The 15379-nt window shown below is 61.2% G+C and carries 14 protein-coding genes; 13 read left to right on the forward strand and 1 reads right to left on the reverse strand.

Features of this window, described 5'->3' with window-relative positions:
- Window positions 1-13 precede the first annotated feature (13 nt).
- The 13 genes from nirJ (at window position 14) to ABWV89_RS09415 (ending at window position 14462) form a co-directional block, all read left to right on the forward strand.
- Window positions 14-1312 carry a heme d1 biosynthesis radical SAM protein NirJ gene (gene nirJ / locus ABWV89_RS09355; RefSeq protein WP_353395995.1) on the forward strand — a complete coding sequence of 433 codons (1299 nt, stop codon included), beginning with the start codon at window positions 14-16 and terminating at the stop codon, window positions 1310-1312.
- The gene (locus tag ABWV89_RS09360; protein ID WP_353395996.1) at window positions 1305-2990 is read left to right on the forward strand and encodes a cytochrome D1 domain-containing protein; all 1686 of its coding nucleotides are present in this window, start codon (window positions 1305-1307) and stop codon (window positions 2988-2990) included. The genes nirJ and ABWV89_RS09360 overlap by 8 nt, the downstream gene beginning before the upstream one ends.
- Window positions 2987-3556, forward strand: coding sequence for a cytochrome c oxidase subunit 3 (locus tag ABWV89_RS09365; RefSeq protein ID WP_353395997.1), 570 nt, complete (start codon window positions 2987-2989; stop codon window positions 3554-3556). Before ABWV89_RS09360 ends, ABWV89_RS09365 begins: the two co-directional genes overlap by 4 nt.
- 13 nt (window positions 3557-3569) lie before the next feature.
- Window positions 3570-3893, forward strand: coding sequence for a cytochrome C oxidase subunit IV family protein (locus ABWV89_RS09370; RefSeq protein ID WP_353395998.1), 324 nt, complete (start codon window positions 3570-3572; stop codon window positions 3891-3893).
- A 140-nt stretch (window positions 3894-4033) separates the two neighbouring features.
- The gene (locus tag ABWV89_RS09375) at window positions 4034-4468 is read left to right on the forward strand and encodes a c-type cytochrome (protein ID WP_353395999.1); all 435 of its coding nucleotides are present in this window, start codon (window positions 4034-4036) and stop codon (window positions 4466-4468) included.
- 32 nt (window positions 4469-4500) lie between these two features.
- Window positions 4501-5967: a cbb3-type cytochrome c oxidase subunit I gene (locus ABWV89_RS09380; protein WP_353396000.1), complete on the forward strand. Its 1467-nt coding sequence runs from the start codon at window positions 4501-4503 to the stop codon at window positions 5965-5967.
- A 15-nt stretch (window positions 5968-5982) separates the two neighbouring features.
- Window positions 5983-6798, forward strand: a complete 816-nt coding sequence (locus ABWV89_RS09385) for a CbbQ/NirQ/NorQ/GpvN family protein (protein ID WP_353396001.1) — start codon at window positions 5983-5985, stop codon at window positions 6796-6798.
- Between the two features lie 20 nt (window positions 6799-6818).
- Window positions 6819-7805 carry a 4Fe-4S binding protein gene (locus tag ABWV89_RS09390; protein WP_353396002.1) on the forward strand — a complete coding sequence of 329 codons (987 nt, stop codon included), beginning with the start codon at window positions 6819-6821 and terminating at the stop codon, window positions 7803-7805.
- Window positions 7805-9652, forward strand: a complete 1848-nt coding sequence (locus ABWV89_RS09395) for a nitric oxide reductase activation protein NorD (RefSeq protein ID WP_353396003.1) — start codon at window positions 7805-7807, stop codon at window positions 9650-9652. Before ABWV89_RS09390 ends, ABWV89_RS09395 begins: the two co-directional genes overlap by 1 nt.
- Before the next feature lie 100 nt (window positions 9653-9752).
- The gene (locus ABWV89_RS09400) at window positions 9753-10469 is read left to right on the forward strand and encodes a Crp/Fnr family transcriptional regulator (RefSeq protein WP_353396004.1); all 717 of its coding nucleotides are present in this window, start codon (window positions 9753-9755) and stop codon (window positions 10467-10469) included.
- 56 nt (window positions 10470-10525) lie between these two features.
- Window positions 10526-11623: a tRNA (adenosine(37)-N6)-threonylcarbamoyltransferase complex transferase subunit TsaD gene (gene tsaD, locus ABWV89_RS09405; protein ID WP_353396005.1), complete on the forward strand. Its 1098-nt coding sequence runs from the start codon at window positions 10526-10528 to the stop codon at window positions 11621-11623.
- Between the two features lie 236 nt (window positions 11624-11859).
- Entirely contained in the window at window positions 11860-13152 is a 1293-nt protein-coding gene (locus ABWV89_RS09410; protein WP_353396006.1) for a branched-chain amino acid ABC transporter substrate-binding protein, read from the forward strand.
- 86 nt (window positions 13153-13238) lie between these two features.
- Window positions 13239-14462: a pyridoxal phosphate-dependent aminotransferase gene (locus ABWV89_RS09415; protein ID WP_353396007.1), complete on the forward strand. Its 1224-nt coding sequence runs from the start codon at window positions 13239-13241 to the stop codon at window positions 14460-14462.
- A gap of 23 nt (window positions 14463-14485) precedes the next feature.
- Here the strand turns inward: ABWV89_RS09415 and ABWV89_RS09420 are convergent, their stop codons facing one another.
- Window positions 14486-15364, reverse strand: coding sequence for a LysR family transcriptional regulator (locus ABWV89_RS09420; protein WP_353396008.1), 879 nt, complete (start codon window positions 15362-15364; stop codon window positions 14486-14488).
- Window positions 15365-15379: the final 15 nt, after the last annotated feature.

The raw sequence follows: 15379 nt of genomic DNA on the forward strand, positions 1-15379 counted from the left end.
AAGCTCAGACATCATGTTTCGAGTGACCCAATACATGCGTGAACTGGCCCAGGCCGTTCGCACTGGAACCTACCCTCAGCCAGCCCGGCGTGTGCGTCAGCAGCCTGGCCCTGCCAACACCGATGGCGCATCACCCGCGCCTGTGCCGTCGCAAGCCAAACCAGGGCCTGTGGTGATCTGGAACCTGATTCGCCGCTGCAACCTGACCTGCAAACACTGCTATGCGTTGTCGGCAGACCATGAATACGACGGCGAGCTGAGCTTTGACGAGGTCTGTTCCGTCATGGACGACCTCAAAGCCTACCGTGTGCCGGTTCTGATCCTCTCGGGAGGGGAACCTCTGATGCGCCCCGACATACTCGAGATTGCCGAGCGCTCGCGCGACATGGGCTTCTACACCGGGCTGTCCACCAATGGCACCCTCATCGATGAACCCATGGCAGACCGCATCGCGGCCACGGGTTTTGATTACGTCGGCATCAGTCTGGATGGCTTGCGCGAGACACATGACCGGTTCCGGCGGCTGGAGGGCGCTTTTGACAGCAGCCTGGCAGCCGTACGCTACCTGCGCGATCGGGGAGTGAAAGTGGGGCTGCGCTTCACCATGACCTCGCTCAACGGCCACGACTTCGCGCCTCTGCTCGACCTGATGCGGCAGGAGAAAGTCAACAAGTTCTACTTCTCGCACCTCAACTATGCGGGAAGGGGCAACATCCACCGCGGCAAGGACGCGCACTTCCAGGCCACCCGTGACGCACTCGACTTGCTGTTTGATCGCGCCTGGGAGGCGGCAGAGCAAGGGCTGGATGAGGAATACGTGACCGGGAACAACGACGCGGATGGACCCTACCTCTTGCAGTGGGTGCAAGACCGCTTTCCGCAATGGACGGCGTCCCTGCGCCAGCGGCTGGTCGCATGGGGCGGCAATTCCAGCGGCGTGTACGTGGCCAACATCGACAACCAGGGTCTGGTGCACCCGGACACCATGTGGTGGCATCACACGCTGGGCGATGTGCGTCAACGGCCGTTCTCTGCCATCTGGTCGGATGTGTCCGATCCGCTCATGGCTGGGCTCAAGCAGCGTCCTCGCCCGGTGCAGGGGCGCTGCGCCCAATGCCTGCATTTTTCGATCTGTGGTGGCAACACGCGGGTGAGGGCTCAGCAGCTCAGCGGCAACCCCTGGGCAGAAGACCCGGGCTGTTACCTGACAGATGATGAGATCGGTGCCCAGCAGCAGGCGTCGGTTGAGGCGGCTCGCCTCGCTGCTCCTGCTGATCGGGTCATTCCGATTGTGGAGGTTCACCATGCATGATTTGTCCAGTACTTTCCCGCCAGCCTGGAAGGAGCGCTTGGCCGATGTGGCCAAACTGGCGCTTGTGGCCGGCCTGTTTTGGATGGGCATGGATCTGGCGCCTGCTCAAACGGCGCATGCCGCGTCACCGGCAAAACCTGCTTCCGCGTCCCGCCCTGATTCTGGCGAGGGTCGCATCGATGCAGCGAGTCTTTATCAGTCCCATTGCGCTGCCTGCCATGGAGAGCAGCGCACGGGTGCCATGGGGCCCGCCTTGTTGCCGGAGAGCCTGAGCCGCTTGCGCACGCCAGAGGCCGTGAAGGTCATCCGTGAAGGCCGCCCTGCGACGCAGATGCCCGCGTTTGCCGACCAGCTGAGTGCCGACGACATCACGGCGCTGGAAGCGTTTGTGCGCACACCAGTGGTTCCTGCGCCCCGTTGGGACGACACCCATATCAGGGCTTCACACACCGTCAACCCTCAGTACGACGCTGTTGCATTGGATAAGCCCGTCTGGACTGCCGACCCCATGAACGTCTTCCTGGTTGTGGAAGGTGGGGACCACCATGTCAGCGTCCTCGATGGTGACCGCTTCGATGTGATGCATCGTTTTCAGAGCCGATTTGCCTTGCACGGAGGCCCCAAATTCACGCCGGATGGCCGCTTCGTGTACTTCGGTTCCCGTGATGGCTGGATCACCAAGTACGACTTGTGGGCGCTCGAAGTGGTGGCAGAAGTGCGTGCCGGGCTGAACATGCGCAACGTGGCGGTCAGTGGCGACGGAGAGTGGATCATGGCGGCCAACTACCTGCCGCACTCGCTTGCGTTGTTCGACAAAGACCTCAATCTGGTGCGCACGTACGAGGCAGCCACGCTCGACGGCAAACAAAGCTCTCGTGTCTCGGCCGTCTACGATGCGACGCCCCGGCAAAGCTTCGTCGTGGCGCTCAAGGACATTCCAGAGCTGTGGGAGATCTCCTATGACCCCAAGGCTGAACCCATCTTTGATGGCTACGTGCACGACTACAAGATGGGAGAGGGCATTGCCAAGTCAGGTTTCCATGGTGTGCGTCGCACGCCGCTGGACGAACCCCTGGATGACTTCTTCTTTGATCAAAGCTATCGCCATGTGCTGGGCGCCACACGGCCCAAGCGCGGGCAAGGGGCTGCCACTGCCCAGGTGGTGAACCTGGACGTTCGCCGCAAGATTGCTGACCTGCCCATCGCCGGTATGCCTCACCTGGGGTCGGGTATCACGTTCGCATGGGGCGATACCACGGTCATGGCATCCCCCAATCTCAAGGACGGTGCCATTGACGTGATTGACATGAACAGTTGGAAACCTGTGGCCACCATTCCAACGCCTGGGCCTGGGTTCTTCATGCGCAGCCACGAGAACACGCCCTATGCGTGGACCGATTCAATGATGAGCCCAAAAGACAAAGACCGGTTGAGCATCATCGACAAACGGACCCTGAAGGTGGTGGCTGAAGTGCGCGAACCTGGCAAAACGTTGGCCCACATCGAGTTCACCAAGGACGGCAAGTACGCGCTGGCCAGCGTCTGGGAAATGGACGGGGCTCTCGTCGTCTACGACGCGTCCACCTTCAAGGAAGTCAAGCGCCTGCCCATGAGCAAGCCAGTGGGCAAGTACAACGTCTGGAACAAGATCACCCGTTCAGAGGGCACCTCGCATTGAAAGGCAGTGCGCCTGAACAGCGACTGCCGGGCGATCTGGTCGTCTGGCTTCTGGTCCTGGCGGAATTGCTCACTTTTGCGCTGCTGTTTGTCTCTTTCGCAGTGGCCAGGCGGGTTCAGCCCGAGGTGTTCGCTGCGGGCCAGGCAACGCTCGATATTGGCCATGGTCTGGCCAACACACTGGCGCTGGTGGCAGCCAGTGCCTTTGCCGCCGCGGCGGTGCGTGCGCACCGCTTTCACAGGCATGGCGCTTGGCAATGGTGGGCGTGTGCACTCCTGGCGGCCCTGGCTTTTCTCGGCATGAAATCGCTTGAATTTGCCGGTCGGTTCCGCGCAGGTTTCGACTGGGCCGATTCAACTTTCAACATGCTGTACTTCATGCTCACGGGCTTTCACTACCTCCATGTGGTCGTGGGATGCCTTGTCTTTGTGGCGATGATTCGGGGAGCGCGCAGCGGTCGCTACAGCGCACAGTTCATTCGCACTCCAGAATCGGCGGCTGTGTTCTGGCACATGGTCGATTTGCTGTGGATGGTGTTGTTTCCGCTCGTCTACATCATCCGTTAGGAACACGCGCGCCATGAATTCCGAGCAAAGAGTGCACCAGACTCAGCAGACGCGAGTCGGCCGCTCGCAGGTGTCCTTGTGGCGGCGGTTGGATTGGGTCTGGCTCACGCTCGCCGGTGGCAGTCTCCTCACAGCCTGGCTGGGCGAGCACCCTTCGCCGGCAGGCTTGGGGCGAATGGTCGTGGTGGCGGTGCTGATGCTCTCGGCCGTCAAAGGGCTTCTGATTGCGCTTTCCTACATGGAACTTCGTCACGCACCGCCACTTTGGCGGCGTTTGGTGGTGGGGTGGCTGGTGTTGGTGCTGTCGGCCATTGCCGTCATCAGTCTTTGGCCCTGATCTGGCGCTGATCCCTGCGTGACGGGTGGCGCACAAACGTGCGTGGCGCCTTCTTCGCTGTTCCTTGAACTGGTTCAAGGCCGATACCCGACCAAAAAGGGAGGATTCACCCCATCGACAACCGTTGGAGGAATTCCACCATGAACCAGAACCAGAGCGGGTTCACCAAGCAGATGGCCCGCAACATCTTCTACGGCGGCAGCATGTTTTTTGCATTGCTGTTTGCCGTCATCGTCTTTGACACGGAGAGTCGAATACCCGAGCGATCCAATGCGCAGGCCATCACGCCTGGCGTCATTGCGGGCAAGAAGATCTGGGAGACGCGCAATTGCATCGGCTGTCACACCTTGCTGGGGGAGGGGGCGTACTTCGCGCCCGAGCTGGGCAACGTCTACAAGCGTCGCGGCGGTGAATTCATCAAGGCCTGGATGCAGGCGCAGCCCACTGGCGCGCCACATCGGCGCCAGATGCCCCAGTTCAACCTGGATGACCAGCAGCTCAACGATCTGGTCGAGTTCCTCAAGTGGACCGGTGAGATCAACACCGAACAATGGCCACCCAACATCGAAGGTTGATCGACACCGAAGGCTGACAGGAGAAAACCACCATGACCATAACCACTCTCAAGTACCAGAGCCAGTCGGTGTCGAAGTTGTACTTCATCGCCGCCATGCTGCTCTTTGCCGGCCAGGTGATCTTTGGCATCACGCTGGGCCTGCAATACGTCGTTGGGGATCTGTTCTTTCCCTACATTCCATTCAACGTGGCCCGCATGGTCCACACCAATCTGCTCATCGTCTGGCTGCTCTTTGGCTTCATGGGCGCGGCCTACTACCTTGTTCCGGAAGAATCCGAAACCGAGCTCTATAGCCCACTGCTTGCCAAAGTCCTGTTCTGGGTCTTCTTGGTGGCCGGCGCGCTGACCATCGTGGGCTACCTCACGGTGCCCTACGCCAAGCTCGCCGAGCTCACCGGCAATGATCTGCTGCAGACCATGGGACGCGAGTTTCTCGAACAGCCACTGCCGACGAAGATCGGTATCGTGATCGTTGCGCTGGGCTTCCTGTTCAACATCAGCATGACCGTGCTCAAAGGCCGCAAGACCGCCATCTCGGTGGTGCTTCTGATGGGTCTGTGGGGGCTGGCTCTGTTCTTCCTGTTCAGCTTCGTCAACCCGCACAACCTGGTGCGCGACAAGATGTATTGGTGGTTCGTCGTCCACCTCTGGGTGGAAGGCGTGTGGGAGCTGATCCTGGGCGCGCTGCTGGCCTACGTTCTGGTCAAGGTCACCGGGGTTGACCGTGAGGTCATCGACAAGTGGCTGTACGTGATCATCGCGTTTGCGTTGATGACCGGCATCCTGGGCACGGGCCACCACTTCTTCTTCATTGGCCTGCCCGGCTACTGGCAGTGGATCGGCTCGATCTTCTCGGCCATGGAACCCATCCCCTTCTTCATGATGACCGTGTTCGCCTTCAACATGGTGCAGCGCCGTCGACGTGATCACCCCAATCAGGCAGCAGTCCTCTGGGCCGTCGGCACTGCAGTGCTGGGCTTCCTGGGCGCCGGCTTGTGGGGCTTCATCCACACGCTGAGTCCGGTCAACTACTACACGCATGGCTCACAAATCACGGCAGCCCACGGCCACCTGGCTTTCTACGGCGCATATGTGCTGGTGGTGATCACCCTGATCAGCTATGCCATGCCCACGCTGCGGGGACGCATCGCCAACAGCCGCAAAGCGCAATCTGCGGAGATGTGGAGCTTCTGGATCATGACGGTTGGCATGGCTGTGATGGTGCTGGCCCTGACCGGTGCCGGCATCCTTCAGGTGTGGCTGCAGCGCATGCCCACAGAAGGCGCCATGAGCTTCATGGCGACACAAGACCAATTGGCTTTCTTCTACTGGACGCGTATCGCTGGTGGCGTGATCTTCCTGATCGGCCAGTTGCTGTACTTTGCAAGCTTCTTCATCGGGGGTGACCCGGTGACGGTTGAGGACACGCCTCGCGTCGTCAACGGGGGTGGTGGCGGTGGCGGCATACTCGGCGCCAGCCCAGCGCAACGCGCCTGATGGAGAGCACACGCCATGGACCACAGTGAACTCACCCGGCTGGCTGCAACGCCTCCCTTCTACGCCCCACAAGGGCAAGAAGAGTCGATCTTCGAACACGCGCATGCGCAGAGTCTGCCGGTGCTGATCAAAGGGCCAACCGGTTGCGGAAAAACCCGCTTCGTGGAGCACATGGCGGCTCGCCTGGGGCGGCCTCTCATCACCATCAGTTGCCATGATGACCTCAGTGCAGCTGACCTGGTTGGTCGCCATCTGCTGGGCACGCAAGGGACTGTGTGGGTGGACGGACCACTCACACGGGCTGTTCGGCAAGGGGCCATCTGCTACCTCGACGAAGTGGTGGAGGCCCGCAAGGACACCACGGTCGTGCTGCATCCGCTGGCCGATGACCGCCGTGTGCTTCCTATCGAGCGCACCGGTGAGCAGGTGGCCGCCGCGCCTGGCTTCATGCTGGTGGTCAGCTACAACCCCGGCTACCAGAACCTGCTCAAGAGCCTCAAACCCAGTACGCGCCAGCGCTTCGTGGCCATGACGTTCTCCTACCCTGAGGCGGCTGTCGAACAGCGCATCGTGGAGCAGGAAGCCGGCGTTGATTTCCAGGTGGCCGCGCAACTGGTGCAGTTGGCAGTGGCGCTGCGGCGCCTGACCGATCATGACCTGGAGGAGACAGCCAGCACTCGATTGCTGGTGATGGCCGGCCGCCTGCACCGAAGCGGATTGCCGCTGCTGCAGGCGTGCCAGGCGGCCATCGTGGACGCCCTGACCGATGATGGAGATACCGCCGAAGCCCTGGGCGAAGTGGTGCGGGCCGTCATTGGCATTACGGCCTGAGCACGAAGGTTTCAGCGGTGGTGCTGTTGGACTCCTCTGCGGTCACCCGCTTGCAGCGCCGCCGCCTTTTCTTTCAACTGGGCTTCTTTGCCTTGTTTCTGCTGGCGCCGGCGCTTAACCTGCTTCGGTTCGACCTCAATGAAACCCAGTTGTGGTTTCTGGGGCAGCGGTGGAGTCTTGGCATAGATGCATTCCGTGCAGGCGAGATATCTGCCACGGAGGCAGCCCTGCATATCGTGACCCGGGCATTTCTCCCGGCCATGGCTGTTGTCGGCACATTTCTGGCTGTGGCCTGGCGCTATGGGCGTCTGTATTGCGGCTGGCTTTGCCCTCACTTCACGCTGGTAGAGATGCTCAATCAGGTGCTGTACCGCGCCAGTGGCCGTTTCAGTGTCTGGGAAAAACGCGGTCCAGTGGATGCGAAGGTTGAACCCTCGGCCAAGTGGTGGCCAGTGTTTTTCATGCTTTGCCTGATGTTTGGATTCGCTTGGGCCATCACCTTGCTGACCTATCTTTTGCCGCCTGCCGAGGTCTGGGGCAACCTCATGCGAGGGACGGCCACCCCTAACCAGGCGCGATTTCTCCTTGCTGGCACGCTGGTGTTCACATTGGAGTTCGCGTTTGCGCGCCATCTCTTCTGTCGCTTTGGGTGTGCCGTGGGTTTTTTCCAGAGTCTGGTATGGATGGCCAACCCCAAGGGCATGGTGGTGGCGTTCGATCGTGCCCGTGCCCGTGATTGTCGAAGCTGCCACACCGACCGGTTTTCGCATGGCGCTGCATGTGACAACGGATGCCCCATGCGCCTGCACCCACGCAACATCAAACGCATGATGTTTTCCTGCGTCCAGTGTGGGCAGTGTCTGGATGCCTGCGATGAATCACAGCAGGTCGAACAGGGAAGAGCGCCACTGCTGACATGGAAAATCGATGCTGACGCTGTGCGCGAGACCTTGCGCCAGCGCCGATCGGATCAGCAAGCGCGTGAACAACAGAAAGAGGTAGGCTGATGGAAGAGTGGGTAGGCTTTCAATGGCATCGTTTCATCGACAAAGTCGCGCGGCGTGACCATCCTGAAGCCGAAGTGTGTCTTGGCGATGTTCAGCGCAGCATCGGCATGCTGTTCCGGGCCGGCGGTGGCGCCCATGGCGTGCGTGTGGCGCCAGGCAGCGAACGGACGCACCGGTCGCATCGCCGTTGGCTCGAACGTGTTGCCGGTCGGGTCGATCGGGCCGCCACCGCACGGTTGGAGCCCGACGTGCTCTCACTGCCGGCCCAGTTATCGGTTTTCACCGAGCGTTCGCTCAATCGCTCGCTCTATCTCTGGCTGGCAGCCATGGCTGCGGTTCATGACAACTCCGGTGACTGGGTGGCAGACAATGTTCGGGCTACGCAGTCCGTGCTCGCCATGTTTCCCGGGCTTCGAGGGCAGTACCAGGAGCTGCGGCAAGCCCATCTGGCACTCCGGCCTGACCCTTCCAAGCTTTCGCGCCAGCAAGCGTCGGCAGAACTGACTGTGCAAGAGGCATTGCGAACAGGTGTGGCACCTGTTGGCGCTGGCAGCGTGAATGCAGAAGACGTCGCGCCGGTTTGGCTTTGGCTGGAATCGAGCGAAGCAGCACATCCTGGTATGGCCTTCGGCCAACCCCGAGGGGGAGAGGGCGAGCAAGGGACAAGCGAGACCAACCCAAGTCAGGGTGATGGGAAACGCAGACGCGCTCGTCGCGTGAAGGATGAGCGCGACAAGGCTCCATTGATGATGTTCTTTCGCGCTGAATCCATCCTGTCATGGGGTGAATTCGTCAAAGTCAATCGCGCCAGTGACGAAGACCCGAATGACAATGCGTCACAGGTCGCCAATGACATGGATGAACTCTCTGTTGCCAGCGGCGACGCCACCACCGCCGGGTCAGTGCGATTCGATCTGGACTTGCCCAGTGCCGCAGCAGACGACCTGCCATTGGGGCCTGGGCAGCGCTTTCCGGAGTGGAACTGGAAGCAAGGCCGCCTGCTGCCCGATCACTGCGCCATTCAGGAGCTGCGAAGCCTGCCATCTGAGCCCTTCAACCCCAGCCTTGCTCTTCGTACCACGGCCCGACGTGTGCGCCGGCGGATGGAGGTACTCAGGGCGGCTCCTCAATGGCTGAGACACCAGGCAGACGGCGATGAGCTGGATCTGGACGCAGTGGTTCACCACGAGGTGGCTCGCATGGGCGGTGAAGTGGTCACCGCCAGCCCATCCGTCTACAGGAGGCAGTCGAAGGAGCAACGTGACCTGGCGACGCTGCTTCTGGCCGACCTTTCCCTGTCCACGGACGCATATGCCTCGCAAACCCAGCGTGTCATCGATGTGATCCGTGACGGTCTCTATGTCTTTGGTGAATCACTGCACGCTGCGGGTGATCCCTTTTCGGTGCTCGGCTTCTCGTCGGTTCGCCGCCAGAATGTGCGGGTCCATCGAATCAAGGGCTTCGACGATCGGTGGGATAGCGCTACACGTGACAGAGTCGGGGCCATCAAGCCCGGCTACTACACACGCATGGGTGCCGCCATCCGCTTTGCGTCGGCACAATTGAGCAAACGTCCGGAGCGGCAAAAGCTGTTGCTGGTGCTCACCGATGGCAAACCCAATGATCTGGATGTCTACGAAGGGCGCTATGGTCTTGAAGACACGCGCCATGCGATTTTGGAAGCGCGCACACAAGGGTTGACGCCGTTCTGCATCACCATTGATGAGACGGCCAACGACTACTTGCCCATGCTGTTCGGCCACAACGGCTACGCGCTGGTGCGCCAGCCGCAAGATCTGGCTCAGCGCTTGACGCAGGCTTATCTTCAACTGCGCCGTCAGACCTGATCGTCTGGGCATGAGGCAAACGTCAGGGAAGTGACTCCTTTCTGTCACCCCCAGGGGTTACAGTTCAAGCCTGTTCTTTGCAGCGGATCGTCGAGCGCTTATGAACCTCTCCAACTTCGATCTCCCACGGTACCTGTCGATGCTTCCACTCTTTCAGGAAATGGGAGCGCCGGAACTTCAGCGCCTGGCGCAAGGGTGTCGGCTGCGCCAGATTGGTCGTGGCGATGACGTCTTCCGCACGGGAGAGCCATGCAGTGAATTTCACGTGACGGTCTCGGGGCAGATCAAGCTGTTTGCCATTTCTCCTGCAGGGCAGGAGAAGATCATCGAAATCGTCGGTCCGGGCAATACGTTTGCAGAAGCGCTCATGTTCATGGAGCGTCCCTACATCATCAACGCCCAGGCCCTTACAGAGACACTGCTGCTCAGCGTCAGTCGCGACGCTGTGTTGCAGGAAATTGCCAACGACAAGAATTTCTGCATGCGCATGCTCGCAGGGCTTTCTCGCCGCTTGCATGGCCTGGTCAACGACGTCCAGGCTTATTCGCTGCACAGTGGGGTCGAACGTGTCATCGGTTTTCTGCTGCGCGACGTACCCGACGATCTGCTGGCGGGCGAAGCGCCCGACGCGGCGCCCGTTCGCGTGGTCCTTCCCGTGAGCAAGGCGTCCATTGCCTCCAGGCTGTCCATGACCCCGGAGTATTTTTCGCGCGTTTTGCATGAGCTGGAGTCGAAAGGGCTCATCGAGATTGACAAACGCGACATACGAATCCCTGACCTCAAGAAGCTATCAGCACTCACGCCGGCGCTGACCTGATCAAGCATTGCCCTGTGTTGACGCAGGCTTGGCCGCAGCCCCGTACACTTGCGCACATGCTCATTCTCGGATTCGAATCTTCCTGCGATGAAACCGGCGTGGCCCTGGTCGATGCCGGTGTCGACGGCACGCCGCGCTTGCTCGGCCATGCCTTGCACAGCCAGATCGAGATGCACCAGGCCTACGGCGGCGTGGTGCCTGAACTGGCCAGCCGCGACCACATTCGCCGGGTGCTACCACTGACCGAATCCGTTCTGTCCCAGGCTGGTGTGGGGCTGGGCGCTGTCGATGCCATCGCCTACACGCGCGGCCCTGGCTTGGCCGGTGCGTTGCTGGTGGGCTCTGGCGTGGCCTGTGCGCTGGCCATGGCCTTGGACAGACCCGCCCATGGCATCCACCACCTGGAAGGCCATTTGCTCTCGCCTTTTCTCAGCGCCGATCCGCCATCGTTCCCGTTTGTGGCGCTGCTCGTCTCGGGCGGTCACAGCCAGCTGATGCAGGTCACGGGTGTGGGACAGTATGAATTGCTGGGTGAAACGATTGACGACGCAGCAGGCGAAGCCTTCGACAAATCGGCCAAGCTGCTCGGTCTGGGCTACCCTGGCGGTCCCGCGCTCTCTCGCATGGCGCAGTTGGGCGACCCGGAGAAATACAAGTTCCCGCGACCGCTCATGCACAGTGGCGACCTCGATTTTTCCTTTGCTGGCCTCAAGACGGCGGTGCTGACCCAGGTCAAGCGTCTGGCCAAGGTCAAGCTCGACGGGCCGGCCACCATGCATCTGGCCGACCCGCTGACCGAGCAGGAAAAGGCCGACGTGGCTGCCGGTGTTCAGGCGGCCATTGTGGAAGTGCTGGTGCGCAAGTCCATGAAAGCGCTCAAAGAGACGGGGCTGGACAGGCTGGTGGTCGCCGGTGGGGTAGGGGCCAATGCCCATTTGCGCGAGCAGCTCAATACTGCTTGCCGTGCCAAGGGCGTGCGGGTGCACTACCCGGAACTGCACCTGTGCACCGACAACGGAGCCATGATCGCTCTCGCGGCAGGGCTTCGAGCCCAGGCGGGTCTCCTCTCAGACGATGAAGACGCCACCCGCTACGCGTTTGATGTCAGGCCGCGCTGGCCACTGGCAGATTTGGCGCCGCCGGTATCTGGCTGAGCCCGCTTGCCGGCACTGGACAGGCCGGCCTGATCCGGGCCCGGTGCCACGCTGGCGTGGCACCAATGCGGTGTTTCGATAGCAGGAAACGCTGCACCCGCCATGTTTGGCAAAGCCATACGAAGTTTCAGGCTTCTGTAATTATGAATTACGAGGCTTGATACAATCCCGGCCCGAGTCCCTCTGTTGCAATGCAGCAGTTTCGCACAAACTTCTTCAAGGAGATGACCCAGGCCATGACTTTGCTCCGACCTGTCCGCCGACGCCTCTTCGCAGCCATCGCTGCTTCCATCAGTGCAGCCGCCCTGGCAAACGCCAGCTGGGCAGCAGAGGACCCAAAGCCAGAACCGATCCGCCTCGCCATGATCGAAGGGCTGTCCGGACCGTTCGCCAATACAGGGAAGGCTGTGTTCCGTAACCTCGTCTGGGCGGCGGAGCGCGTCAACGCCCGAGGCGGTGTCAAGTTGCCAGATGGCGCCCGGCCATTGCAGATTGATCGCTTCGACAGCAAAGGCAAGACGGAGGAGGCGATCGCTGCACTTCAGTCTGCCGTCGATCAGGGTGCCCGCATCATCATGCAGGGCAACTCCTCGGCAACGGCAGCGGGCCTGATCGAAACGATCGAGCGTCACAACCAGCGCATGCCTGAGAAGCAACTGGTTTTTCTCAACTACTCCGCTGTCGACCCGTCTCTGACCAATGAACGCTGCAGCTTCTGGCACTTTCGCTTCGACGCCCATGCGGACATGCGCATGACGGCTCTGATGAGCGTGCTGGCCAAAGACAAGGACTTGAAAAAGGTCTATCTCATCGGGCAGGACTACAGCTTCGGCCGCTCGGTGGTCAAGGAAGCCATGCGCCAACTGGCCGAAAAGCGCCCCGACATCGAAGTCGTCGGTGAAGAGTTGCACCCCATGGCCCGCATCAAGGACTTCGCTCCGTATGCCGCCAAGATTCGCGCCAGTGGTGCGCAGGCCGTCATCACCGGCAACTGGGGCAACGACCTCACACTGCTGGTCAAGGCAGCCAAGGAAAGCGGATTCGACGGCAGCTTCTATACCTTCTACGGCAATGCCCTGGGTGCACCTGCTGCGATGGGCAGTGCCGGAATCGGCAAAGTGGTGGCCGTGGCTGACTGGTTCCCCAACCAGCCCCAGGCCGAATCCCGGACCTTTTATGAGTCGTTCCGCCAGCGCTTCCCCGACCCGGCCGACGACTATGTCCACATGCGCATGAACCTCATGATCGAGGCGCTCGCCAAAGCCATCGAGAAAGCCGGCAAGGTAGATGCCAAAGCCATTGCCTATGCGCTGGAAGACAGCAGCACAAGCCTGGCCGGGCAGACTGCCACGGTTCGAGCTGCCGACCACCAGGTGCAGCAGCCCTTGGCCGTCGCCGTCATGGAGCGCCAGGGGGCGGAAGGCACACTTTTCGATGTGGAAGGCTCTGGCTACGGATTCAAAGTTGTCCGTCAGCTGACGGCAGAGCAGGCAGCCATGCCACACACCTGTAATATGGTCAGACCGTGAACTGAAACGCCATTGACCCGGCCGCGTTCGAGTGGCTTGCCGGTCAGCTCAGGGCATGGGTCTTGTGTCCCGGGAAAGGCATTGCCATGCGGTCAGTGGTAGAACAATTGCAGGAATCGCGTATCCGGGAGGTGGCCAACGAAGGCCTGGGCCTCCCGGATGTTCTGCGCTTCTGGTTTGGCGAGAGTGACGAGGTCACCCCTGCAGTCATTCGTGATGCAGCGGCAGCTTCCTTGCAGGCTGGCGAAACGTTTTATGCGCAGAATCTGGGTCTGCCAGAGTTGCGGCATGCGATTGCCGGCTATACCCACGTGCTGCATCCACGGCATGACACCGGCCACTGGTTCGATCGCATTGCGGTCACGGCTGGTGGCGTCAACGGTCTGATGCTGGCCTGTCAGACCCTGGTCGACGCTGGCGACCGCGTGGTCGGGGTCACACCGGTGTGGCCCAATCTGATTGCACAGCCCAGAATCATGGGCGCCGACATGGTCACAGTGCCCTTGCAACCTGTGCAGGGCGGTCCGAATGCCGGTGCCTGGCAGCTCGACATGGACCGCCTGCTCGATGCCATCACACCGCAGACGCGACTGCTCATCCTCAACGCACCCAACAACCCCACCGGCTGGACGCTGACCCCCGCAGAACAGCAAACCATCCTCGACCATTGCCGCCGCACCGGCACCTGGGTTCTGGCTGACGAGGTTTATGAGCGCTTGTATTACCCGGATCATCATTCATCGGTGCCGGTGAACCGCGCCGGCGGCGCAGGGCAGGGGGCATCATCACCCAGTTTTCTCGATATCGCCGAACCCGACGAGCGCCTCATCGTCATCCACAGTTTCTCCAAGAGCTTTCTGATGACAGGTTGGCGTCTGGGCTGGATGGTCCTGCCGGCCAGTCTCACTGCGCAGGTGGCCAAGCTCATCGAATTCAACACCTCGTGCTCGCCCGTGTTCGTTCAGCGGGGCGCCATGGTTGCCCTGCAACATGAAGAGAGCATCACGCCACCTTTGGTGCGTCATCTCCGCCATTGCAGGGACACGCTCCTGCCGCTGCTGCAAGAGGTCCCTGGCGTTCAGGTGGCGTCACCATTGGGCGGGATGTACGCCTTCTTCCGACTGGACGCGCACCCCGACTGCCTCACCACCGCCAAGCGGCTGGTCAGAGAGGCGGGGCTTGGACTGGCACCCGGCAGTGCATTCGGTGACGAAGCCAAGGGCTGGTTGCGCTGGTGCTTCGCCAGCCACGATGTGGCGCGGCTGGCGCAAGGCGTTGATCGCCTGTCAGCGTGGCTCAGCCGCCAGTGATGTGGAAAACTGCTCGACTCGGCCTATGTCTCGGCTGGTGTGCTCAGTCCTTCGGCCAGCCAGTCAAACACAAGACGAATGCGACGTGAGGTGCGCAACTCCCGGTGCGTGACCAGCCAGACCGGAAATTTCACCGCCGGCACATCGTCCAGCACCCTGACGACGTCAGGGGTCGCCCTGGCCATCTCATCCATCATGACCGCGATGCCCAGGCCTTGTTGCATCAGCGCCCAATTGGCCACTGAGTGATCTGCATAACAACTGAAACTCGCTTCGGTGATGGGCAACCCATGCTGCTGCATGTAGGCGAGGTAGTTCCCTGTCCGGTCCGAACCGATGAAGTCATGCTGTGCTGCGTCCGCTGCGGTGCGTGGGTGCCCGTTCATGGCGACCCAGGCCTTTGACGCATAGAAACTGGCCGTCGCTTCGCGCAACAGGCGCCCGATCAGATCCGGCTCCTCTGGCCGCACGTGCCTGACCGCGATGTCGGCCTCGCGACGCCGCAAGTCACTGAGCGTGTTGGACGAGACCAGATCAATCGATATTCCTGGCGCGCTTTCTCGAAGTGAGCGAATCAATGGTGGCAGAAGGTAGGCTGCAACAGCATCGGTGGCGGACACTGACACCGTTCCTTCCACCATCTGCGACCGACCGGTGGCGGCCAGGCCGAGTTCATTGGCAGCGATGCCCATGGCTTTGGCGTGCTCCAGCAGGTCAAGACCAGTGTCCGTCAGCACCATGGACTTGCCCACGCGTTCGAACAGGGTGACCCCAAGGTCTTGCTCGATGCACGCCACCTGCCGGCTCAGAGTCGGCTGGGAGAGCCCGAGCTTGCGGGCTGCCGCCGAAAGCGATCCGGTCTGGGCAGTCTCCAGAAAGGCGCGCAAGTGATTCCAGTCCAAGGTCTTTTCCTTCGC

This window comes from Hydrogenophaga sp. 5NK40-0174 (assembly GCF_040372165.1).
In the GTDB taxonomy this organism is placed as follows: Bacteria; Pseudomonadota; Gammaproteobacteria; order Burkholderiales; family Burkholderiaceae_C; genus Hydrogenophaga.

Excerpts from the sequence above, each read along its gene's own strand:
- nirJ (WP_353395995.1), top strand. The coding sequence starts at position 14 with ATGTTTCGAGTGACCCAATACATGCGTGAACTGGCCCAGGCCGTTCGC.
- ABWV89_RS09395 (WP_353396003.1), top strand. The coding sequence starts at position 7,805 with ATGGAAGAGTGGGTAGGCTTTCAATGGCATCGTTTCATCGACAAAGTC.
- ABWV89_RS09380 (WP_353396000.1), top strand. The coding sequence starts at position 4,501 with ATGACCATAACCACTCTCAAGTACCAGAGCCAGTCGGTGTCGAAGTTG.
- ABWV89_RS09370 (WP_353395998.1), top strand. The coding sequence starts at position 3,570 with ATGAATTCCGAGCAAAGAGTGCACCAGACTCAGCAGACGCGAGTCGGC.
- ABWV89_RS09375 (WP_353395999.1), top strand. The coding sequence starts at position 4,034 with ATGAACCAGAACCAGAGCGGGTTCACCAAGCAGATGGCCCGCAACATC.
- ABWV89_RS09415 (WP_353396007.1), top strand. The coding sequence starts at position 13,239 with ATGCGGTCAGTGGTAGAACAATTGCAGGAATCGCGTATCCGGGAGGTG.
- ABWV89_RS09360 (WP_353395996.1), top strand. The coding sequence starts at position 1,305 with ATGCATGATTTGTCCAGTACTTTCCCGCCAGCCTGGAAGGAGCGCTTG.
- ABWV89_RS09400 (WP_353396004.1), top strand. The coding sequence starts at position 9,753 with ATGAACCTCTCCAACTTCGATCTCCCACGGTACCTGTCGATGCTTCCA.
- ABWV89_RS09410 (WP_353396006.1), top strand. The coding sequence starts at position 11,860 with ATGACTTTGCTCCGACCTGTCCGCCGACGCCTCTTCGCAGCCATCGCT.
- ABWV89_RS09385 (WP_353396001.1), top strand. The coding sequence starts at position 5,983 with ATGGACCACAGTGAACTCACCCGGCTGGCTGCAACGCCTCCCTTCTAC.
- tsaD (WP_353396005.1), top strand. The coding sequence starts at position 10,526 with ATGCTCATTCTCGGATTCGAATCTTCCTGCGATGAAACCGGCGTGGCC.